Source organism: Chloroflexota bacterium (genome assembly GCA_018825785.1).
In the GTDB taxonomy this organism is placed as follows: Bacteria; Chloroflexota; Dehalococcoidia; order JACVQG01; family JAHKAY01; genus JAHKAY01.
Map to the genome: position 1 here is coordinate 88791 of JAHKAY010000007.1, position 20530 is coordinate 109320.

The following is a 20530-nucleotide window of genomic DNA, read 5'->3' on the forward strand; positions in this document are numbered from 1 at the left end:
GGACCTACTGGTCTGTCTGGGACTCTTCTTTGAGGAGGCTCTGGGGGGTTGAGGAGGTGCGGAGCTTCTTTTCCAGCTCCTGGGCCAGGGGGGGGTGCTCGCGGACGAAATCCTTGGCGTTCTCCCGCCCCTGCCCCAGGCGGATATCGCCGTAGGAGTAGAAGGCCCCCTGCTTTTTGATGAGGCCCACCTCCACCCCCAGGTCCAGGATGTCCCCCTCCTTGCTGATGCCCCGGTCAAACATTATGTCAAACTCGGCGGTGCGGAAGGGCGGGGCCACCTTGTTCTTCACCACCTTGGCCCGGACGCGGTTCCCCACCACCTCAGTCCCCACCTTGATGGCCTCCAGCCGCCTCAGGTCAATGCGGACAGAGGCGTAGAACTTCAGAGCCCTCCCCCCGGGGGTTACCTCGGGGTTGCCGAAGAAGACCCCCACCTTTTCCCGGAGTTGGTTGATGAAGATGACTGAGGTGTGGGACCGGGCGATGGCGGCGGAGAGCTTCCTCAAGGCCTGGGACATGAGGCGGGCCTGGAGGCCCACATAGGCGTCGCCCATGTCTCCCTCCAGCTCCACCCGGGGGACCAGGGCGGCCACGCTGTCAATAACGACGACATCCACCGCCCCGCTTCTCACCAGGGCCTCGCATATCTCCAGGGCCTCCTCCCCGGTATCGGGCTGGGAGATGAGGAGCTCATCCACGTTGACCCCGCAGTGGGCGGCATAGGTGGGGTCCAGGGCGTGCTCGGCGTCAATGTAGGCGGCCGTGCCCCCCGCTTTCTGGGCCTCGGCGATGATGTGCTGGGCCAGGGTGGACTTGCCCGAGGCCTCGGGGCCGAAGATTTCGGTGACCCTGCCCCTGGGGATTCCTCTCACGCCCAGGGCCAGGTCCAGGGCCGGGGAGCCGGTGGGGATGACCTCCACGGCCATACTGGCCTGGGCCTCCCCCAGGCGCATGATGGCCCCCCGCCCGAACTGCTTCTCAATCTGGGCCAGGGCCAACTCCAGTGCCTTTTCCTTCTCGTCCTTCTCGGGCTTCACTTTATGTATCATATCACTGACCGGTACCCAATGAAAGGGGCAAATGGCACACTTCAGGCCACGATATCCCGCCTCCGGAAGACGGACAGGGAGAGGGCGAGGCAGATTAGGGCCAGGCCCCAGAATATCCCCAGGCCCCACCAGTCCGGCTGGCCAGTGCGCATGATGGGCTCCGGCGAAAAGTAGTGGAACAGGGAAAACCGGCCCGCCCAAGTGTAGCCCTTCAGGGCAGGGGCGACGAAATTGAGGATGTAGAAGGCCGCAGTGATGGTCCCCGAAAGAAGCAGGGTCCTCCTCGGGTCCAGGGTGAGGCAGGAGAGGAGAAGAGAGTAGCTCCCCACCGCCAGGACGAGGGAAACCCCCTGGAACAGGGCCAGCGCGGTGTTCCCCAGGCTCATCGTTTCATCAAATACGGCCATTCCAGCCAGAAAGCCCAGGAAACTGCCCATGGCGATAATCCCCACCCCCGCCAGGAAGACGGCGAACTTGCTCAGCACCAGGCGGGTGCGGGAGAGGGGCTGGGCCAGGATGAGGTCCATGGTCCCCCGCTCCACCTCCCGGGCTACAATCCCCCCGGCAGCGAAGATGGCGTAGATGACCACGACAGCCGCCCAGCTACTCAGGAACTCCGCCGCCACAAAGGCCTCCAGGGAAAGGCCTATGCCCGAGGGCAGGTCCTGGAGCCCCGCCATGGCCTTAATGCTCTCGGGCATCTTCTCAAACATCTGCTCGTATCCCGCTTCCTTCATGACGGGGTACAGGTAGAAAACAAGCAGGGCATAGAGGCCCATGAGGCCGGACCAGGCCACCAGGCCCCACCGGGCCGCCCTGAGGTGGCTGAGGAAGAGGTGCGGGCTCATCCCGTCTCCTTCTTGTAGAACTTCATGAAGGTGTCCTCCAGGGAGGCCTCCGCGAAGACCATCTCCTCCACCGGCAGGCGGGAAAGCCAGGGCAGGAGCCTGTCTATATGGCCGTGGACCGCCAGCTCCAGGTGTTTCCCCTGGCGGGAGAGGACCTCTACCCCCTCCGTCTCCAGGGCCTGGGCCGGGACCTCCTCCCTGAGCCAGAGCTGGAGCCGGCGGACCTTCTTCAGCTTCAATGCCCCCACTTCCTCCACCGCCGCCAGGTGCCCCTCCCGGACTATGCCCACACGGTCGGCCACCCTTTCCACCTCGGGGAGGATGTGGGAGGAGAGGAAGACGGTCTTACCCCGGCCCTTCTCCTCCATGAGCAGGGTGTAGAACTCCCTCTGCACCAGGGGGTCCAGGCCCAGGGTAGGCTCATCCAGGATGAGGAGGTCCGGGTCATGCCTCAGCGCCTGGATGACCGCCAGCTTCTGCTTCATCCCTCGGGAGTAGCCCCTGATGGGCCGCTTAAGGTCCAGGTCCAGGCACCGGGCCAGGTAATCCTGCCTTTCCCGGAAGTCGCCCCGGTGGAAACGGCCCAGGAGGCCCAGGAGCTCCCCCCCTGTCATCCCCTCGTAGAAGGCCACCTCCCCGGGCACATAGCCGATGCGCTGGCGCGCCTCTATGGAACCGGCCTCCTGGCCCAGGACTTCGGCCCGGCCCCGGGTGGGGTGGAGGAGCCCCAGGAGGAGGCGGATGGCAGTGGTCTTCCCCGCCCCATTGGGCCCCAGGAAGCCGAAGATTTCACCTTTTCGGACCTCCAGGTCCAGATTCTCAATGCCTCTCACCCGGCCGTAGAACTTGGTCAGGCCGGAAGTCATGATAACGGCCATATTTCGTCATACTATACCACATTTTCAGCCTCAGCTTGACCTATCCCAGCCGCCCGGTTTCATAATGGGAGCGGCCAGGGAGAGCCTTGCCCTCCCTGGCGGGGGTTTCAGGGGGCGCCCCCCCTGAAACTCAAATACCCCCCCTCTCCCGGGGGGGGGAGGGGGCCGGGGGGGGAGGGCCTCTTACCCAGATTGGCCTGCCTTGACACTGAAGTCCCTACCCTATAGACTGGGGAACCGCCAGGCAGTTTTTCCCCGGGAGGTGGGTTGAACGACGAGTCGCGGGGGCTGGTGACGGTCTTCACCGGAAACGGGAAAGGCAAGACCTCGGCAGCCCTGGGCATCGCCCTGAGGGCCCTGGGACACGGGCTGAAGGTCCGCATTATCGCCTTTATGAAGGGGGACTTCTCTTACGGGGAAGACAGGGCCCTGGAGAAACTGCCCAACATCAGCCTGGAGCGCTTTGGCCCCCCTCGTTTCTGTGACCCAGAAAATATCAGCGAGGAGGATAGGGCCGAGGCCCAACGGGCCCTCCAGGCCGCCCGGGAGGCCCTCAGCCGGAGGGAGTATGATGTGGTGGTGTTGGACGAGGTGAATGTGGCCACCGCCTGGGGCCTTATCCCTGTAGAGGAGGTGCTGGAGCTGGTGAAGAAAAAGCCCCCCCAGGTGGACCTGGTCCTCACCGGCCGCTATGCCGATGCCCGGCTTATTGACCTGGCCGACATAGTAACCGAGATGGTAGAGGTAAAGCACCCCTTCCGCCAGGGCACAAAAGCCCGGCGGGGGGTTGATTACTAGGCGCATGGGGCTGGAGGAACACCTGGGGGCGGGGGAAACGGTCCTGGGCCGGGCAGGGTGCTTTCATGCCACGGAGAAACGGCTCATCCGCTATGATAAGTGGTTGTTCTATGAGGAGATGCAAGACTTGGTATACGCCCATCTAGCCTCCCTGTCCCTGGTGAAACATCCCAGGGCCATTATCGGCTATGCGGGTGGTGCCCTCCATGGCCTGGGGGTGGCTGGCCTTCTGGCCAGGCTCTTTTTAGAGCTGGTATATCCTCGGGTGGCCCTCCCCTCAGCCCCTTTTATCATAGTCTTACTCCTGGGGGCAGCCCTGTTGGCACTGTGGCTGCTCCTACCCCGCAGGTACTACCAGGTGAGGGCAGTGTGGTTCAGGGAAAAGGATGACTCCCGGTGGCAGATTGGGCGGGTGAAGTCGGCCGATACCCGCCGCCTGGTAGCCCAGGTGCGGGAGCTGTGGCTCAAGGGGAAAGGATAACGGGAAGAGCGGGGAAAAGGCATCCATGGTTTTTGCCATACTAGTTTAGAAAGGAGGCGGGAATTGCAGATTACCCTTAGCGTCATCAAGGCCGATATAGGGGGCTACGTGGGGCATTCCAGCTCCCACCCCGACTGCCTGGCGAGAGCCGGGGAGCTCCTGGAGAAGGCCAAAAAGGCGGGGCTCCTGATAGACTTCCATGTCACCAACTGCGGGGATGACCTGGAGCTCATCATGACCCACCAGCAGGGGGAGACCAGCGAGCGGGTCCACCGGCTTGCCTGGGATGTCTTCATAGAGGCCACCAAGATAGCCCGGCAGCTCAAGCTCCACGGGGCGGGCCAGGACCTCCTCTCCGACGCCTTCTCCGGCAATATCCGGGGTATGGGCCCCGGGGTGGCAGAGATGGCCTTCCAGGAGCGGGAGGCGGAGACCATTATCATCCTTATGGCCGATAAGACCTCCTCCGGTGCCTGGAACCTCCCCCTCTACAAGATGTTCGCCGACCCCTTCAACACCATAGGCCTGGTCATCGCCCCCAATATGCACTCGGGCTTTTCCTTTGAGGTGCTGGACATCAAGGAGCACCAGAAAATCCTCTTCAACGCGCCGGAAGATATCTATGACATGCTGGTGTTCATGGGGGCCCCATCCCGCTTTTGTGTCAAGGCGGTCTACCACCGGGAGACCAAGGAGATTGCGGCCGTCTCCTCCACCGAGAGGCTGGCCCTGATTGCAGGAAGATATGTGGGGAAGGACGACCCGGTGTGCGTGGTGCGCTCCCAGGGCCAGTTCCCCGCCGTGGGGGAGGTGCTGGAGCCTTTTGCTTATCCCTTCTTTGTGGAGGGGTGGATGCGGGGCTCCCACCACGGCCCCTTGATGCCCGTGGCTGTGAGGGAGGCCAACCCCTCCCGTTTTGACGGTCCGCCCAGGGTCACTTCTCTGGGATTCCAGCTGTCCTCGGGCCGGCTGGTGGGCCCCCGGGACATGTTTGATGACCCTGCCTTTGACCAGGCCCGAAAGATGGCCAACGATATGGCCTACCACATGCGCCGACATGGCCCCTTTGAGCCCCACCGCCTACCCCTGGAGGAGATGGAATACACCACCATGCCCCAGGTGATGAAGAAGGTAACCGGGAGGTTCGTCAAGGTCTGAAGCGGCTTCTCATTGGCACCCGCAACCCGGGCAAGCTGGGGGAATACCGCCTCCTCCTGGCCAGTTCTGGCTTTGAGCTCGCCACCCCCCAGGAGCTGGGCCTGGAAGCGGACGAGGCCGAGGGGACCACCAGCCTGGAGGAGAACGCCGTTGCCAAAGCAAAGCTCTATGCCCGGAAGGGCGGCCTCCTCACCCTGGCCGAGGATTCGGGCCTTTTCGTGGATGCCCTGGGCGGGGCGCCGGGGGTGCTTTCGGCCCGCTTCGGGGCCTCGGACCGGGAAAGGATAGACCGGCTGCTGGGGGACCTGAAGGGTATACCCCGGGAGGAAAGGGGTGCCCGTTTTGTCTGCGTCATCGCCCTGGCCGAGCCGGGCAAGCCGTTGGGGGTCTTCCGAGGGGAGGTGGCGGGGGAGATAGCCGGCGGGCCCACGGGTTCCTCCGGTTTTGGCTATGACCCCGTCTTCTTTCTGCGCGGCCTGGGCAAAACCATGGCTGAGCTTTCCCCGGAGGAGAAGAACCGGATAAGCCACCGGGGCCAGGCCGCCCGTAAGGCCCTCATGGTTCTGCGCGGCCTGTTGACAGGGGCCTAGGCCACTTCTAATATTGGCTCATCTCGCTGGGGTAAGGAGGGGAACATGCAGGTTTCAGCGGGCAGGCTTACAGGGATAAAGGTGGTCCTCTGGGTGGGGATGGTCCTGGCGGCGTTCTGGGCTATAGGCAATCTGGTCTTCCCCGAGGCCGTGCACGAGGCCACCGCCCCGGCCGGGGAGCCCTTCACCAGCTCCCTCAATACCGCGAGCCTGGAAATAGGGGCCCTTGCCCTCGCCTGGGCGTTCGCCTTGGCGATGGCCATACGGAGGCCCCTGGAAAACCCGGGGCTCCTCTTGGCCATTATTGCTGCCATGCTCATCATCGGGCTCGTAGGAGTCTACATTGAGGCGTTCGTCTCCGAGCGGCCTACCGCCATTATGTGGGGCACCGACATCGTGTTGCTGGCCCTGGGGGTGGCCCTGCTGTTGCTCCTTCCCCGCGCCAGGAAGGCTTAGCTTCTCCAGGCAAGCCCTGCCGATTTTTGTTAAGATAATAGCAATATGACTGGCCTCTCCGACTCCTTCCAGCGGCCCATTAACTATCTGCGCATCTCCATCACCGACCGCTGTAATCTCAGGTGTTTCTATTGCATGCCCGAGAAGGGCGTGCCCCTCCTCCCCCGGGAACACCTCCTCACCTACGAGGAGATAGCCCGGGTGGTGGGGGCGGCAGTGGGGCTGGGCATCACCAAAGTCCGGCTCACTGGGGGGGAGCCCCTGGCCAGGGCCGGACTGGTGGACATGGTCTCCATGCTCTCCAGGATTGAAGGCCTGGACGACCTCTCCCTCACCACCAACGGACTCCTGCTGGCAGACTTCGCCGCAGCCTTGAAGAGGGCCGGGCTCAAAAGGGTAAATGTCAGCCTGGATACTTTCAACCCCCAGCGCTTCCGCCGCATCACCGGCGGGGAGGGGCTGGAAGCGGTCCTCCAGGGGATTGAGGCGGCAAAAGAGGCGGGGCTGAATCCGGTAAAGGTCAACACTGTGGTCATACCGGGGGTGAACGACGATGAGCTCCTGGCCTTCGGCCAGAGGAGCCTGGAAGGCTGGCATGTCCGCTTTATCGAGCTTATGCCCTTCGGCCAGGCCGGGGGCCTTCCCACCCTTTACGTTTCCCAGATGGTGGCAAGGCTTGAAGAGGCTTTTGGCCCCCTCACCCTCGCCATCAACAGGGGTGGCGGGCCTGCCCGTTATTTCCGCCTCCCCGGGGCCAAAGGCACCATCGGCTTCATCTCCCCCATAAGCCAGCACTTCTGCTTTGCCTGCAACCGCCTCCGCCTCACCGCCGAGGGAAAACTGCGCCCCTGCCTCCTGCAGGAAACCGAGGTGGACCTCAGGGCCCCACTCCGCAACGGGGCCTCCGCGGGGGAACTGGAGGGCATCATCCGGAAGGCGGTGGCCCAGAAGCCTCTCAGACACTGCCTTGAAGAAAAGAAGCCCCAGGACGCCAAGTGCATGGCCCGGCTGGGGGGCTAGGCATGATAGAGGTCTATACCGATGGGGCCTGCCTGGGAAACCCCGGTCCCGGCGGCTGGGCCGCCCTGGTGGTGGACGCAGGCAAGAGGCTTGTCTTTGAGGGCCGGGAAGAGAAGACCACCAACAACCGCATGGAGCTGAGGGCCGCCATCGAGGGCCTGGCCCGCACCGCTCCCGGTTCCCAGGTCGTCCTCTACAGCGATAGCCAGTACCTGGTCTACACCATGACCCGCAACTGGAAGCGCAAAGCCAACCTGGACCTGTGGCAGAGGCTGGACGCCCTGTCCCGGGAGCGCCATGTGAAGTGGGAGTGGCGGCCCGGGGAGGAAGGCCCTGACTTGGCGGAGGCCCACCGCAGGGCCGATGGGATGGCCGGCATTAAAGCTGACCAGCCTGTCCGCATGGTGGATGTAGGGGGCAAGCCGGTAACCCGACGGGAGGCGGTGGCGAAGGCCCTGGTAAAGCTAAGCCCTCAGACCCTGGCCCTCCTCCAGAAGGGCGGACTGCCCAAAGGGGACCCCCTGGCTGCCGCTCAGGTAGCGGGAACCCTTGCCGCCAAGGATGTCCCCCACCTCATCCCCCTCTGCCACCCCCTGCCCATAGATGAGGTAAAAATAGACCTCCGCCTGGACAGCAGTAGCGGGACAGTGGAGATAACGGCCTCGGTGCTGGGGGAGGCCAGGACTGGCTACGAGATGGAGGCCCTGACCGCAGCGGCGCTGGCCGCCCTAACTATCTACGATATGGTCAAGGCCCAGGACCCGGGCCCGACAATAGAGATAAGGCTCGTCAGCAAGAGCGGCGGAAAGAGCGGGACGGTAGTCCTGCCCCAGGAGTTCAGGCCACTTTCTTGATGATGGCCTCCCAGTGCTGGGGCCCTTTCTCCTGGGAGTTCCACTGAAACCGGCCGCTGTGCTCCATCATTAACTGGTAACTCAGGGGACGGGGGTCGTGGTCATTGACCAACAGCAGGCTGTCCCCCGGAGCCAGGCTTTCAAAGATTTCAAGTATCTTGGGACGGCGCTCCCAGGGAGGCATGGACCGCACATCCAGGGTCAGCGTCTTGGTCTTCGCCATAGGAACCTCCTCTGTTGCCAACTATAGCGGGCCCCTCACCAGGCTGATATGACCAAAGTCACAACTCAGCAGGGGCAAGCCCTTGCCCGGTGGGGTGGGGTGGGATATACTGACGAACACGGAATAGGCAAAGAGCTTTATTGGGAGGGCGTGAGATGAGGATTTCCTGTCTTCAGGAGAATCTAAGCCGGGGGCTGGGAGTGGTGGGGAGGGCGGTGCCCACCCGCGCTACCCTGCCCATCACCAGCAATGTCCTCCTGGCCACCGACCAGGGGAGACTCAAGCTAGTGTCCACCAACCTGGAGATTGCCCTCACCTGCTGGATAGGGGCCAAGGTAGAGGAAGAAGGGGCCATCACTATCCCCGCCCGTCTCCTGGAGGCTTTCGTCAACTCCCTCCCTGCGGACAAGGTGGACCTCACTCTCTCCGGCCGCAGCCTCCAGGTGAAATGCGCCCGCTTTGAGGCCCGCATCTCCGGCCTGGACGCCGACGATTTTCCCCCTATCCCCAGGGTCAGCGAGGGGGTGTCCACCAGGGTTGAGGCCCCCGCCCTGCGCCGGGCCATCGCCCAGGTGGTCTTCGCTGCCGCCACCGAGGATACCCGCCCGGTGCTTACGGGGGTGAACGGGGAACTGGAGGGCCAGACCCTGACCCTGGCCGCCGCCGACGGTTTCCGCCTGGCGGTCCACGGGCTGGCACTCCCCTCCCCCGTCCCCGGCCGCACCGTGGCCATCATCCCCTCCCGGGCCCTCGGCGAGCTCTCCCGCCTCCTCTCCGACCAGGAGGAACCGGTGGAGATGGTCCTCAGCCCTCAGAAGGGCCAGGTGCGCTTCACCCTCAAGAACACCGAGATGGTCTCCCAGCTCATCCAGGGGACCTTCCCCAACTACCAGCAGCTCATCCCCCAGAGCTATACCACACGGGCCGTGGTGAACACCGCCGAATTCCTCCGGGCCACCAGGACCGCCTCCATCTTCGCCCGGGACGGGAGCGGCATTGTGCGGGTGGTCGTCACCCCCGGCGGGGAGCTGGGGGTGGGCAAGCTCACCATCTCGGCCCGGGCCGAGGAGATAGGGGAGAATGTGGGGGAGATAGATGCCCAGGTGAGCGGGGAGGGGGGGAAGATAGCCTTCAACAGCAAGTACCTGGGGGACGTCCTGGGCGTGATAGAGACAGAGAAAGTGTCCCTGGACACCACCAGCCCCTCCAGCCCCGGCGTCCTCAAGCCCGTCGGCGCCGAAAACTACATCCACGTCGTCATGCCGATGTTTGTCCAGTGGTGAGTACGTTCGGCTGAAGGTAACCTCTGATATCTACACCTTCCGCACTAGCGGTGACCTTTAGGTCCAGGTAGGTGTAGGCATCTTTCTTGTCCTCATTTGTGCAGTTGTCCAGGTCAGGCGCTATTCTAGCGCATAGCTCTGTTAGCTTGGCTTCGTAGTCGCCCATCTTGGCAATATTCTCTTTGGTCTGAATCAAGGCGGCAAGCCGCGTCTGGTCAGCTTCCTTTTCCTTCTTGGTCTGGTTCATTTCGTCCAGTACTACGTCAGGCGTAAACCCCAGCTTGAATGCCTGCATTAGACGCCGTTCTTGACCGGCATACTGCTTTAGCTTTCTATTGAGACCCTTGATTTCCTGGTCAATCGTGCCACTTGATACCTGGCTCTGTTCCGCTTCGGTATGCTTCCGTATTTCAGCCAGGAGAGTTCCAGGGTGACGCAGGACGCTTTTCACCTTTTCCCATACCGCTCCTTCAAGCCATTCAGCCTGAATATACCGGGCATCGCAAATCTTCTTCCGTGAAGCAGTCGGGTATGTACCGCGACAGTGATAGTAACGGTAGTTGCCCCTGAGACAGCTTCCAACGAGCGGACTACCGCAGTACCCGCAGACGGCAAAACCCGTTAACGGGTATTCGTGCATAGCCTTACCAGGGTGCAGTTCCCTTGACTTAGCCAGGGCAGCTTGCGCCCGTTCGAATAGCTCTTGGCTGATAATGGCAGGCGTAACATCGGGAAGGACGTGCCAGGATTCTTGAGGCGTCTTCTTGTGCTCTTTGCCGGAAGTCTGACCGAAATACGTTGTCCCTGTATAAGCTACATTGCGGACTATCCGGCCTACCGTCCGAGGCTCCCATTTCTTACCGGACTTCGTAGGTATGTTTTCCTCGTTCAAAGCCCGGGCTATCTTGAAACAGCTATCGCCGTCAGCCACCATTTCAAACATGCGCTGGACTATCTTGGCTTCCCGTTCTATCGGTATGCGCTTCTTGTATTCCCCAATCCATTGGTAGCCATATATCCCTATGCCAGTCCCTTGTGGCAGTTTGCCGCTCTTGAGCATAGCCTGCTTACCACGTCCAGTAGCATCCCGCCGCCGTTCAGCGTCTAGTTTAGCCGCATAGCCCTTGATATAGAATACCAGCTTGCCCACTTCGGAATTGTCCACGGTCTCAGTAGCGGCTTCCAGCGCAACGCCGTGCTTTTCTAGTTCCTGCATTAGGATGACGCCATGCACAGGGTCACGGGAGAAGCGGTCAAGGCTATAGACTACAACCGCATCAACCTTGTCCGAGCGTACGAGTTCCCGCAATTCAGCCAGCTTAGGACGTTCAAGAGACAATCCCGACCAGGCTTCGCTTAGTTCATGCCCGACTTCGTACCGCCTAGCTTGGCAATACTTCCGGCAGGCTTCAAGTTGAGTCTGCAGGCTTGTGCCATCCTGTTCTTGGCCCTCGGTACTTACACGGCAGTAGATAGCAGCTTTCATTGTTCACCTACCCTCTAAATAATACCGTTGCCGCCGCTGCTAGGACGACTGCTGCAGCGTTTATCAAGCCAACCCATAGCATCATGCTCTGATTCTTCTTGTCTCGTCTCATCTCATTGTGGCCTGCGGGTTCATATCCAGATTGATAAGGGAAATAGTATTTGCAGCCACGGCTTTCTGTTACCAGTTTCTTCGCCTTCTCCCTTTCCGTTTCTCCACCAAAACCCCCAAGTGACCAGACACGATGGAAGCATCCAACTACAGTCCAGCTTTCTCCATCTTCCGCAAAGTAAATGTAGGAATCACCCGAATGCAAGCTTTGTCTGCTATCAGCATGACACTCTCCAAAATTGCCTTCTAAGGTTGTGACTCCCGCTATATCTGTCCTTCCCCAACGATAACCCAGGAAACCGCAATCAACACATTTTGCTGTTCGTCTGATATGTAATCCTAGTTTGAGCATGGTCTTCTCCTTTCCTACAATTCCGTCTTGCCTTATTCCAGTAGGGAGAACGGCATTTTGGACACTGTTTTGGCTTGCGTGGTATTCGTGGTATCCAGACATGACCGCAACGTGTGCAGGTCAGCTTAGGCAGTTCAATATCGTCATTCATGCTTCTAGTGTATGAGCATACTCATACGGTGTCAATACCCTTTGATGATGGAAAACCGAGTTTTCCCCAGCAGCCCGCCACCAGCGTAGCCGGAGCCACTCCTCTTTGAGGCAGTCTCTGTGCCAGGCGGGGCATTCTTGGCTCGCCCCTTTGGGGCTTGCCTCCTTGTTCGCTACGGCGGACGCGGGAAAGGGAGAGCTTGTCCGCCTTCGCTCTCAAGGCATATTGTTCGACCAGTGTGCGACAACCATGTGCTACACGCTTTTGGCGCCTATCCTGATTGCGGCATCAACCAGGTCGCGGACCGGCTTCTCCATGTTACCGACCGACCCTCGACGTTTTGCCACATCCGCAAGGAACTCATCAGATAGCAGTATGGCCCGCAGGTCCTCTTTGAGCTTGAATATGGCCGTGGCTGTGCCAACCCCCGGACAAATGGCAGCCACGCAGGACACAGCGCACCCCCGAAGCTGTCTCAATAGGTGGTCATAACGAACCTGTCTCGCCTTCATGCGCAAGACGCCGTAGGCTTGGCCGAACAGGCTGAAGCTTTGCTGAAGCAACGCCCAGTAGTCCTTCGACTTCCAGCGTGCCTGGTTGCCCTTCGACCCTTTGTTGCACACCCGCAGCCAGTCACTTGTGCAGTACCTCCATATATCAGGCGCCCGCTGCTTCAAGTCCTCAAAGTTCTCCACGCTCATTTCCTTCAGGAACTTCCTCCGGCATTGAAACTCGAACCGGACCACCGGAGTCTCGCCGTCCCACCCCTGAGCCGTCCATACTTCACGCATCCATTCCTTGTTTGACAGCGTGACTTCGTATGTCTTGTCATAGACCCGCGCCGAAAGGTCGCCAGCGCCGAACTTGTAGCCTGTACCACGCCTCCCGCTCACATACCATTCCACCTTCGCAGGCTCGGAGTATTCGACCTTTGCCCGTGCCCTTGAGACGATTTCGTTCTGAATGTCCACCTTCGGGAAGGGCATAGCTACGTCAATGCACAGGTCAGCCCGTGACACCTTGGCACCCCTAATCACCGCCCATTTCGAGAGCCATTGCCTGAACGTATCGACCGCCCCGTCAATCCCGTTTGCCCACAGGTTTTGACTGCTGAACGTGACATAGACTTCAGGCAGGACCGAACCGCCTTTCGCCTCTTTTGCCACACGTACCGTCACGTCAGCGTTGCGCATGACCCACTCATACCCCTTTGCCCCACGGGGCATCATGCTGAACTCAATCCCGAACCATTCTACCGTGCAGCCCTTGGCGTCAAACAGCTTTTCCCCAGCCTTCGCCTTGGCATCGCCCAACGCCTGGAAGTTGTTCACGTCCACGTAGCTTTGGATTGAGAATCCCATCACCAGGGTGTCCACACCCCAACCCACCACTTTCATCCTAATCCGCGCTACTACTCAGAGCCCCCCTGTTAGTTAGTGAGGGGGGCTTGACGGGCGGCGGCTTCCGCCCGCCGCCCACGCCGACCGTGCCCGTTGATGTTGCGCCGTTGACTTGTTCTGCTACCTTGCCAGCTACGCTGGCTGATTGTGCCCTTCCCAGTAGCCTCGAGAACAGCCTCCTCCCGGCCTCCTCCTGGGCACATGTAGGTGGACGCGTTTCAATCCTGAATCTGACTTCAGGATCCCTTGCGGACCGCCTCTTCCCACTTCCAGACCGCGCCATACTCTCATCATTGCATCCATACCCCTTCAAAGTAACCGTGTGTTTTTTGAACAACAACAAAGAAGCCACCTTGACTGGTGGCTTCTGCACAGTGAAGAGGCGGCTACCTAGCCGAGCGGCTTCTTCCCACGCCTCTCATATCCAACCGCATCGTCGCACGCCCGCACCTTCTTCTGTGTATTCTTCAGATCCAGCGTGTCGTTGCCCTTTTCGGCCTCAGAGTTCAGGAATCCCTCAATGCCGGAGTTCACGACCCTGCATTGATACCAAAGCCTAGCTGCATCTAGAAACTTCCTGTCATGACGCAGAACCATCTTGGCCTTCTTGCCAGCGGCCACCATCCTTCGATGCATTCGGCTCATTGGCTGCTTGTGCAGTACCTCTTCGAAATCGTAAGTCTTGCCCTTGAACTTCCGCACTTTGTAGATTCTGCGTAGCCTATCCAATGTCATCTCACGATGCTCAAACGCCGTGCGATACATTACTGCCAATACCAGCCAAGGAGGATTCGCCGTCGGAATCACTTTGTATTTGCCTTTGGCTACGTCCTGTTCTCTGTTGAATCCCACTAGGATAAATTCAAGGATTAGACCAAACAAATCTGCCGCGTCTCTGTATTCCCCTTCCAGCGACTCCAAAGCCGCCTTCCATTTGCCTTCAACAATTCCCTTCTCGAAGTCCGGCTCGTCTACCAACCTTAGTAAGTCCGTCCAGGGCCTATTCACGTCCCCCTCAAATCCTGACTCCGGAAATCTCACCTTGTCTTTCCATTCTTCCTTTTCTGAATCTGAAACTTCGGACATTAGTGCATCGTAGAAGCTCTTCACGTCGGGTTTCCCCCAAGCATCTAGTATGTCTCGGTAGATCGCGCCAGCCCGCTCCGAGTTGCTACGCACGATTTCCACACAAGCCATAGCATATGCCATGGCCAGAGCCTCGGGGGGCCAACGATGAGCGTCTCCCCCGAACCAAGACGGCTCCTTGTTGTTCTCCATGCCTTGAGCTATTCTAGCATTGACTACGGACATTTTCCCACTCAGCCGTTCTTCTGGCATTCATGCTATAATCCATCAGGTCTTGCATAGGAGGACACATGGCCTACTACCTGGACCTTTTCTCGCCCGAAACGTACAAGGCGTTTTCCGAATCACCACGCGACATTTCTGGCTTTCGTCCAAGGCAACGCGACGCAGCTCGAACAGTCAACATTGGCGACAAGCTAGTCTGTTACGTAACCAGAATATCAAGATGGGTCGGCGTCCTCGAAGTGACGAGCCCTCTTTTTGAGGATTCGACGCCCCGCTTCTACGAACGGGACGACCCATTCGTTATCAGGTTCAAAGTCCGACCGGCGGCATGGTTGCCATACGAACTGGCGATTCCCATCCACGAAGACCGTGTCTGGAATACTCTATCGTTTACTAGGAACTACCCGAAGACAGGTTCACACTGGACCGGATTCTTACGAAGCAGTCTTAGACAACTAAAACAAGAGGATGGGGAGTCCCTTGAGAAGATGCTTCTCCGTCAAGCTGAGGACCACAATCCCACACTTTACCCTTTAACTGAACATGACCGAAACAGACTGCGATATATTAGAATACGCACCCAGGACAACATAGACGTCACCGTGACCATACCGGATGACACAGGGCAACTTCCTTTGCCCGTCGATGAAGAGGCCAGTCGGAAGGAATCTAAGAAGATACAAGCTCTAATTGCAGAAATTGGCGAACGTATGGGCTTTACGATATGGATACCCAAGAGTGACCGCTCTAGGGTGGTTGAGTATTGGAAACCCCAAGAAGGTGTTCTATTAGACAGGCTACCATTCAACTACGACGAAACAACCATTCAGACGATAGAACGAATCGACGTCATATGGCTAAGACGCCGCTCCATAGTCAGGGCATTCGAAGTCGAGCATACAACCTCGATCTTCTCCGGCATTCTCAGAATGGCGGACCTAATGGCGTTGCAGCCTAACCTCGATATCCATGCTCATGTCGTGGCTCCTGTGGAGCGCAAGGACGACGTATTCGAAGAAATACAAAGACCAGTTTTCACGTTACTTGAGAAGGGACCCCTTTCTCGGTCATGCTCTTTCATAAGCTATGATGCTTTGAGAGAACTGGCGAATCAAAAACATCTGGTACATATGACAGACTCCGTTATCGAAGAGTACGCAGAGAAGGCGTCGGAGGAGCTGTAGCCTTCCCCTTGTACGCGTGGAAGGGAAGACATTCCGATATTATTTACAGATACCGTGTGTTATCATTGCCAGGCATCCCATTGCGAGGAGGAGACCGCGACAAGTATGGCTAAGTTTCTGACAACACGACAGACCACATCCGAATTGGAGAGCATCATAACAAACGCTCGCACTGAGTTGGTACTTATCTCTCCATACATAAGAATAGCTGACAATCTCTTCCCAAGCTTGCAACTAGCTGACCGCAAGAAGGTACGCACCACCGTGGTCTATGGGAAACAGGAACTTGACGGCACCGTCCGCAAACAGCTTTCACAGCTTGAACATTTGACGCTCCGTTTCCTTGAAAAGCTGCACGCTAAGTGTTACTACAACGAAACCAAAATGGTAATAACATCGCTCAATCTCTATGATTTCTCTGAAGGCAATTTTGAAATGGGGATACTGGTTGACGCTCAATATGATTCTGAAGTCTATGCCGCTGCAAAAGAGCACGCCCAACTGATTATCAACACATCGCTTGCTCTTAAACCAGAAAGAGCATCGGGCAGACAATTGGCCACACCCGATGTCCCCCTTCTCAAATTGCTGCATTCAGCCCACACTGGCTACTGCATCAGATGTTCCAAGAGCATACCCCTCGATAGAAGTAAACCCTACTGCATAGAATGCTTTCAAGAATGGAACAAGGACCCGAACTACAAAGAGAAGCACTGCCATTATTGTGGTGGACGAACTCAGGTAATATTCGGGTACCCATTTTGCCGGGCCTGTTTTAGGAAAGTCAGCCGCTAGACGCGCAAATCTCCCATTTCACAACACTTCAACCTTTTACGCAAACGTACGCATGGAAGGGCAAACATCCCGATGTTTGTTCAATGGTAAGTGAACCACCTGATGACTGCGTGGACGTAAGTACAATGGGGATGACGCCCTTGATTTCAGTGCTCTCCTGAGTGCTGACAACCTTAATGTCTAGGGCGTCAAGGGCGAGGCGTTTGTCCTGAAGAGTACACTGACCTAGATTCTGTCTTACTCGCTCGCAGTAGTCATTCAGCTTCATCTCAGCCTGGCCCAGCTTGCAGATTCTCTCTCTGGCCTGATTGAGCACTAGGAGACTGGCTTCGTCTGTCTCGCGGTCTTTCTTCACTTGGTTCAACTCGTCTAACAGGTCGTTCTCATCGATTTCCTCATGACGGAAGAGCGTGAGCAGACGCTTCTTGTCGTGGTCATAGCGCTTCAGTTGTCGCCGCAGGTTGGCTATTTCCTTGTCCAGAGCAGTTCCATCGCCTTGAGTAGAGAGATAGAGCCTCTCTGACAGCGGCCTCGAACTTGCTTCTTTCCCAACCCGTAGCCGACTCTTGAATCACAGCCGATGAGATTCATGTACCTCCAAGCCCAACTTAGGGGCATTTGGCAGCATATCGTCCTCCCACTGAACATCTGCCCCGTATCCTTTTAGCTGGTCTTCAGTGCTGAGTCTGATTATCACAAATGCCTTTAGCATCTTTCTTCTGCTCCCGTAGACCGCCAAACACAGGAAACCCTCGCCCGGATAGCTGCTGCCTTCATCTACGCTCCTTCCTTTGCGCTTCAAGCCAGAGGTCAACGGCTTGTCGAACCAGGGCCGTTATCTTGCCACGCCTCTCAAAAGCCTCTCGGCGCAACGCCTCATACTGCTCCGGCATGAGGTAAGTAGACACCCTAACTGTAGGTTGCTTTGCCATCGCCACCTCCACGAGCACTATAGTGCTTCAGTGTCATACTGTCAAGCCCTATTGGAAGGTATAGTGGCTTGTGCGAGCTAACTCAGTCGCAGTCTTTCTTGAAAATGCTCGCTCCGAGGCTTGCGAATTAGCTCAATTAGTGGCATTTCGAGAGGCATTCGCCACCAGCACCAACCGCTCGCAAGTGGGAACTGTATCGAGTGTTCTCTCTTACAGTTTGGTGACATTATCTCCAAGGGCGTTTGCCACCCAGATGTTGGTACCGTCAAAGCAGATGGCGGATGGAGAGGTGCCAGCCCCGTAGGTGCCGACCCAGCCGCCGTCGCTGGCCCTGAGCTTCGTGACATCATTGCTACCGGCGTTCGCCACCCAGATGTTCGTGCCGTCAAAGCAGATGGCGGAGGGAGATGTACCAGCAGCATAGGTGCCCATCAAGGCGCCATCGCTCGCCCTGAGCCTGGTGACGTTATTGTTGCCGTAGTTCGCCACCCAGATGCTGGCGCCGTCAAAGCAGATGGCGGAAGGAGCGATGCCCGCTACGTAGGTGCCGACTAAGGCGCCGTCGCTGGCCCTCAGCTTCGTGACACTATTGCTGCCGTAGTTCGCCACCCAGATGTTCGCGCCGTCAAAGCAGATGGCAGAAGGACCGGTGCCAGTGGAGCGGTTGGCGAGCCAGCCGCCGTTGCTGGCCCTGAGCTTCGTTACGTTGTTGCTGCCACGGTTCGCTACCCAGATGTTGGCGCCGTCAAAGCAGATGGCAGAAGGACCGGTTCCTACGGCGTAGGTGCCGCTCGAGGCGCCGAGCTTCGTGACGCTGTTGCCATCCTTGTTTACGACCCAGATGTTGGCACCATCGAACGAGACAGCAGAAGGACGGCTGCCAGCGGCGTAGGTGCCCGTCCGGGCGCCGTCACTGGCCCTGAGCTGCGTGACATCATTGCTCCAGTTGTTTGCCACCCAGATGCTGGCGCCATCAAAGCAGATAGCAACAGGAGCGGTCCCCACGCCGTAGGAAATGCCCGTCTGGTTCGCTTCATACCAGCGTAGCATGGCAACCTGAAGCGGGCTCATGGCCGGCCCGGGCAGTGCGGGAGGCCCCTGGGGTCCGGCAGGCCCGGTGTCGCCCTTGGGTCCGGCTGGCCCTTGAACGCCGGCAGGTCCCTGCACACCAGCAGGCCCTTGAACGCCAGCAGGCCCAGCGACCCCGGTATCGCCTTTAGGACCAGCAGGTCCGGCAGCCCCGGCGGGCCCTTGTGGGCCAGTAGCACCGGTATCACCCTTGGGTCCGGCAGGCCCTTGAACACCGGCAGGCCCTTGAACACCGGCAGGCCCTTGAATACCGGCAGGCCCGGCGACCCCGATATCGCCTCTAGGACCAGCAGGTCCGGCGGCCCCGGCGGGCCCTTGTGAGCCAGCAGCCCCGGTGTCACCCTTGGGTCCGGCTGGCCCTTGAACGCCGGCAGGCCCGGCGACCCCGGTATCGCCTTTAGGACCAGCAGGTCCGGCAGCCCCGGCAGGCCCTTGAGAGCCGGTAGCACCAGTGTCACCCTTGGGCCCCCCAGCAGGACCAGCGGGTCCAGTGTCACCCTTTGCTCCCGCGGGCCCCTGGGGTCCAGCAGGTCCAACAGGTCCTTGTGCCCCCACGGGGCCCGCCGAGCCCTGGCACGAGGTCAGAAGAGCGACCAACACCAATAGAGAAACCAATGCCGCGGAAAGAGCCAATCGCTTCATTCTCTTGTCCTCCCTGGATGCGATTGTAGTGCCACCCTACAGCCAGGTCAACGGGATATCTGGGGAAATGGGACCTTTGTTGTGCTGGCCCGCCAGATGGGACCTTAACCCTTCACTGGCAGACCATCCTTGTTGCCCCGAAAAAAGGGTGCTGTCCCTGTCGTATCTGAGCCCCCATATCTGAGAGGTGGCAGCGGAAAAAGGTTCCTTTCTATGAGGTAGGCCCAGGCGCCAGTATGCCGGAGGGGTGGACAGCCGTCCCCGGGTCCCCCGGGAACCGCAGTCGCCAGCGCCCGACAGTATGAATTGTGTTTGAATTGCCCCGGGAATGCCAGGGACACCCTTGAAAGGGGAGTGGGCAGGGCCCAGGATGGTCAGGGTTGGCAGCCCAGTCTGAGGGGTTTGCTAGAGGGGGACCGGAGATGCCCACAAGGGTGCTGAATATCGGCAGGGTGTGGGGCCCGACCATCTTGCTACTCTGTTTGGTAGCCGCAGGTATCGGTTTTGACTGGCTTATCGGTTTCAAGTGGTTCGCCGTCGTGACCAGCCTGTTCTTCCTTGCTCTCCTGGTGCTCATCGCCCACGACGTATGGGGCTAGATAGAGGCTGCGCTCTCCAGAGGAAAGGAGGACGACGGCCCAGGGGTTTGAAGCTCAAGAGAATCCCCTCCGCTCCACCCGGTCTTCCGTAGTCGCCCTCTTCATAGCCACATCTCTACCACTTCTTCACACCATCCCCGCCTTGTTTTACCCGTTCATTAACCACGCCGTACCAAAATTCGAGGCGTCATCAGGACAGAGAAAACCGAAGGGGGTAGGAGAAATGGTAGTGGTTGAGATAGAGGATCTCCCAAAGAAGATAACCTGGATTGGTTGCCTTCGTGAGCCGTGTGCGCAGGAGAAAAAAGGGGGACAAGATGACGAGAAGCCAAGCCATGCTTAACCGCATTCTTCTAGCTGTCATCGCCTCGGTTGCCGCCGTATTGTTTGGCCTTTCGGCCCTCGTATACCCGAACTCCCTTGTTGCCATTGGCGTGGCTGCGACCGCATTCTTTGGCGCTCTGGCTATAATTTTCTTCATACCGGCGTCCTCCCCAAACCGGGTGCAGGCACGCAAGGACAAGATTGAGAAGCTTCCAGTGCAAGCAGAGCAGCTAGTTCAACAGGTCAGGGAGATTAAGGAGGCGTTCAGTGGCTGGAGGGCTGTGCCTGGCGCTGAGCGCCTTCGCCACCTGCTGAGGGAACAGAGCCCGGGGGACCGCATGGCGAAGGCAGCAGAGCTGGCCAAAGCCAATAAGCACCGCGAGGCCGTAGAGCACCTGGCGGCCTGCCTGGGACCGGAGCTGGCCGCAGCCGACCGGGCTGCCATCTGCCTCCTGATGGGCAACGCCTACCTGGCAACAAGCCTGCCCGTCCAGGCGGAGGCCGCCTACCGGAA

The 20530-nt window shown here is 59.1% G+C and carries 23 protein-coding genes; 12 read left to right on the forward strand and 11 right to left on the reverse strand.

The genetic code is table 11. From position 1 onward, the window contains the following. Positions 1-4: 4 nt before the first annotated feature. From recA to KJ624_02030, 3 genes are read right to left on the reverse strand one after another with little or no spacing between them, the layout of a single operon-like run. Positions 5-1051 (reverse strand): recombinase RecA, encoded by a 1047-nt coding sequence (recA, locus tag KJ624_02020; protein MBU2008621.1) that lies wholly within the window; start codon positions 1049-1051, stop codon positions 5-7. 41 nt (positions 1052-1092) lie between these two features. Then, a complete protein-coding gene (locus KJ624_02025) occupies positions 1093-1899 on the reverse strand; it encodes an ABC transporter permease (GenBank protein ID MBU2008622.1) in 807 nt (268 codons plus the stop codon). Further along, positions 1896-2777: an ABC transporter ATP-binding protein gene (locus tag KJ624_02030; protein ID MBU2008623.1), complete on the reverse strand. Its 882-nt coding sequence runs from the start codon at positions 2775-2777 to the stop codon at positions 1896-1898. The genes KJ624_02025 and KJ624_02030 overlap by 4 nt, the downstream gene beginning before the upstream one ends. A gap of 267 nt (positions 2778-3044) precedes the next feature. On the opposite strand from KJ624_02030, the gene cobO reads away from it, so the two are divergent. The 7 genes from cobO (at position 3045) to moaC (ending at position 8134) form a co-directional block, all read left to right on the forward strand. Next, positions 3045-3575, forward strand: a complete 531-nt coding sequence (gene cobO / locus KJ624_02035) for a cob(I)yrinic acid a,c-diamide adenosyltransferase (protein MBU2008624.1) — start codon at positions 3045-3047, stop codon at positions 3573-3575. After that, on the forward strand, positions 3565-4056 hold the full coding sequence (locus KJ624_02040) for a hypothetical protein (protein ID MBU2008625.1): 492 nt from the start codon (positions 3565-3567) through the stop codon (positions 4054-4056). The genes cobO and KJ624_02040 overlap by 11 nt, the downstream gene beginning before the upstream one ends. A 63-nt stretch (positions 4057-4119) precedes the next feature. After that, positions 4120-5214 carry a fructose-1,6-bisphosphatase gene (locus tag KJ624_02045; GenBank protein MBU2008626.1) on the forward strand — a complete coding sequence of 365 codons (1095 nt, stop codon included), beginning with the start codon at positions 4120-4122 and terminating at the stop codon, positions 5212-5214. Then, on the forward strand, positions 5211-5804 hold the full coding sequence (gene rdgB / locus KJ624_02050) for an RdgB/HAM1 family non-canonical purine NTP pyrophosphatase (GenBank protein ID MBU2008627.1): 594 nt from the start codon (positions 5211-5213) through the stop codon (positions 5802-5804). Before KJ624_02045 ends, rdgB begins: the two co-directional genes overlap by 4 nt. 45 nt (positions 5805-5849) lie before the next feature. Next, positions 5850-6260 carry a hypothetical protein gene (locus KJ624_02055; GenBank protein ID MBU2008628.1) on the forward strand — a complete coding sequence of 137 codons (411 nt, stop codon included), beginning with the start codon at positions 5850-5852 and terminating at the stop codon, positions 6258-6260. 45 nt (positions 6261-6305) lie between these two features. Further along, positions 6306-7280 carry a GTP 3',8-cyclase MoaA gene (gene moaA, locus KJ624_02060; GenBank protein MBU2008629.1) on the forward strand — a complete coding sequence of 325 codons (975 nt, stop codon included), beginning with the start codon at positions 6306-6308 and terminating at the stop codon, positions 7278-7280. Positions 7281-7282: 2 nt separating this feature from the next. Continuing rightward, entirely contained in the window at positions 7283-8134 is an 852-nt protein-coding gene (gene moaC, locus KJ624_02065; GenBank protein MBU2008630.1) for a cyclic pyranopterin monophosphate synthase MoaC, read from the forward strand. Here moaC and KJ624_02070 read toward each other — a convergent pair. Further along, positions 8118-8339, reverse strand: a complete 222-nt coding sequence (locus KJ624_02070; protein ID MBU2008631.1) for a DUF2249 domain-containing protein — start codon at positions 8337-8339, stop codon at positions 8118-8120. The two genes, moaC and KJ624_02070, sit on opposite strands and share 17 nt — an antisense overlap. 173 nt (positions 8340-8512) lie before the next feature. On the opposite strand from KJ624_02070, the gene dnaN reads away from it, so the two are divergent. After that, entirely contained in the window at positions 8513-9640 is a 1128-nt protein-coding gene (gene dnaN, locus KJ624_02075) for a DNA polymerase III subunit beta (GenBank protein MBU2008632.1), read from the forward strand. On the opposite strand, the gene KJ624_02080 is transcribed toward dnaN, so the two are convergent. The 4 genes from KJ624_02080 to KJ624_02095 form a co-directional block, all read right to left on the reverse strand. Beyond that, positions 9615-11126: a recombinase family protein gene (locus KJ624_02080; protein MBU2008633.1), complete on the reverse strand. Its 1512-nt coding sequence runs from the start codon at positions 11124-11126 to the stop codon at positions 9615-9617. The genes dnaN and KJ624_02080 overlap by 26 nt on opposite strands. 7 nt (positions 11127-11133) lie before the next feature. Then, positions 11134-11589 carry a hypothetical protein gene (locus KJ624_02085; GenBank protein ID MBU2008634.1) on the reverse strand — a complete coding sequence of 152 codons (456 nt, stop codon included), beginning with the start codon at positions 11587-11589 and terminating at the stop codon, positions 11134-11136. Positions 11590-11994: 405 nt separating this feature from the next. Next, entirely contained in the window at positions 11995-13020 is a 1026-nt protein-coding gene (locus KJ624_02090; protein MBU2008635.1) for a hypothetical protein, read from the reverse strand. A gap of 510 nt (positions 13021-13530) precedes the next feature. Next, complete coding sequence (locus tag KJ624_02095; protein ID MBU2008636.1) at positions 13531-14418, reverse strand: hypothetical protein; 888 nt, start codon at positions 14416-14418, stop codon at positions 13531-13533. 98 nt (positions 14419-14516) lie between these two features. On the opposite strand from KJ624_02095, the gene KJ624_02100 reads away from it, so the two are divergent. After that, positions 14517-15635: a hypothetical protein gene (locus KJ624_02100; GenBank protein ID MBU2008637.1), complete on the forward strand. Its 1119-nt coding sequence runs from the start codon at positions 14517-14519 to the stop codon at positions 15633-15635. A gap of 105 nt (positions 15636-15740) precedes the next feature. Next, on the forward strand, positions 15741-16430 hold the full coding sequence (locus tag KJ624_02105) for a hypothetical protein (GenBank protein MBU2008638.1): 690 nt from the start codon (positions 15741-15743) through the stop codon (positions 16428-16430). A gap of 773 nt (positions 16431-17203) precedes the next feature. On the opposite strand, the gene KJ624_02110 is transcribed toward KJ624_02105, so the two are convergent. The 3 genes from KJ624_02110 to KJ624_02120 form a co-directional block, all read right to left on the reverse strand. Further along, complete coding sequence (locus tag KJ624_02110) at positions 17204-17380, reverse strand: hypothetical protein (protein ID MBU2008639.1); 177 nt, start codon at positions 17378-17380, stop codon at positions 17204-17206. Positions 17381-17572: 192 nt separating this feature from the next. After that, on the reverse strand, positions 17573-18412 hold the full coding sequence (locus tag KJ624_02115; protein MBU2008640.1) for a hypothetical protein: 840 nt from the start codon (positions 18410-18412) through the stop codon (positions 17573-17575). A gap of 17 nt (positions 18413-18429) precedes the next feature. After that, positions 18430-18987: a hypothetical protein gene (locus KJ624_02120; GenBank protein MBU2008641.1), complete on the reverse strand. Its 558-nt coding sequence runs from the start codon at positions 18985-18987 to the stop codon at positions 18430-18432. Positions 18988-19515: 528 nt separating this feature from the next. Here KJ624_02120 and KJ624_02125 point away from each other — a divergent pair. Together KJ624_02125 and KJ624_02130 are read left to right on the forward strand one after the other, a co-directional pair. Next, positions 19516-19692, forward strand: coding sequence for a hypothetical protein (locus KJ624_02125; protein MBU2008642.1), 177 nt, complete (start codon positions 19516-19518; stop codon positions 19690-19692). A gap of 317 nt (positions 19693-20009) precedes the next feature. Next, positions 20010-20530: hypothetical protein (locus KJ624_02130; protein ID MBU2008643.1), on the forward strand; the 521-nt coding region annotated here is incomplete at its 3' end.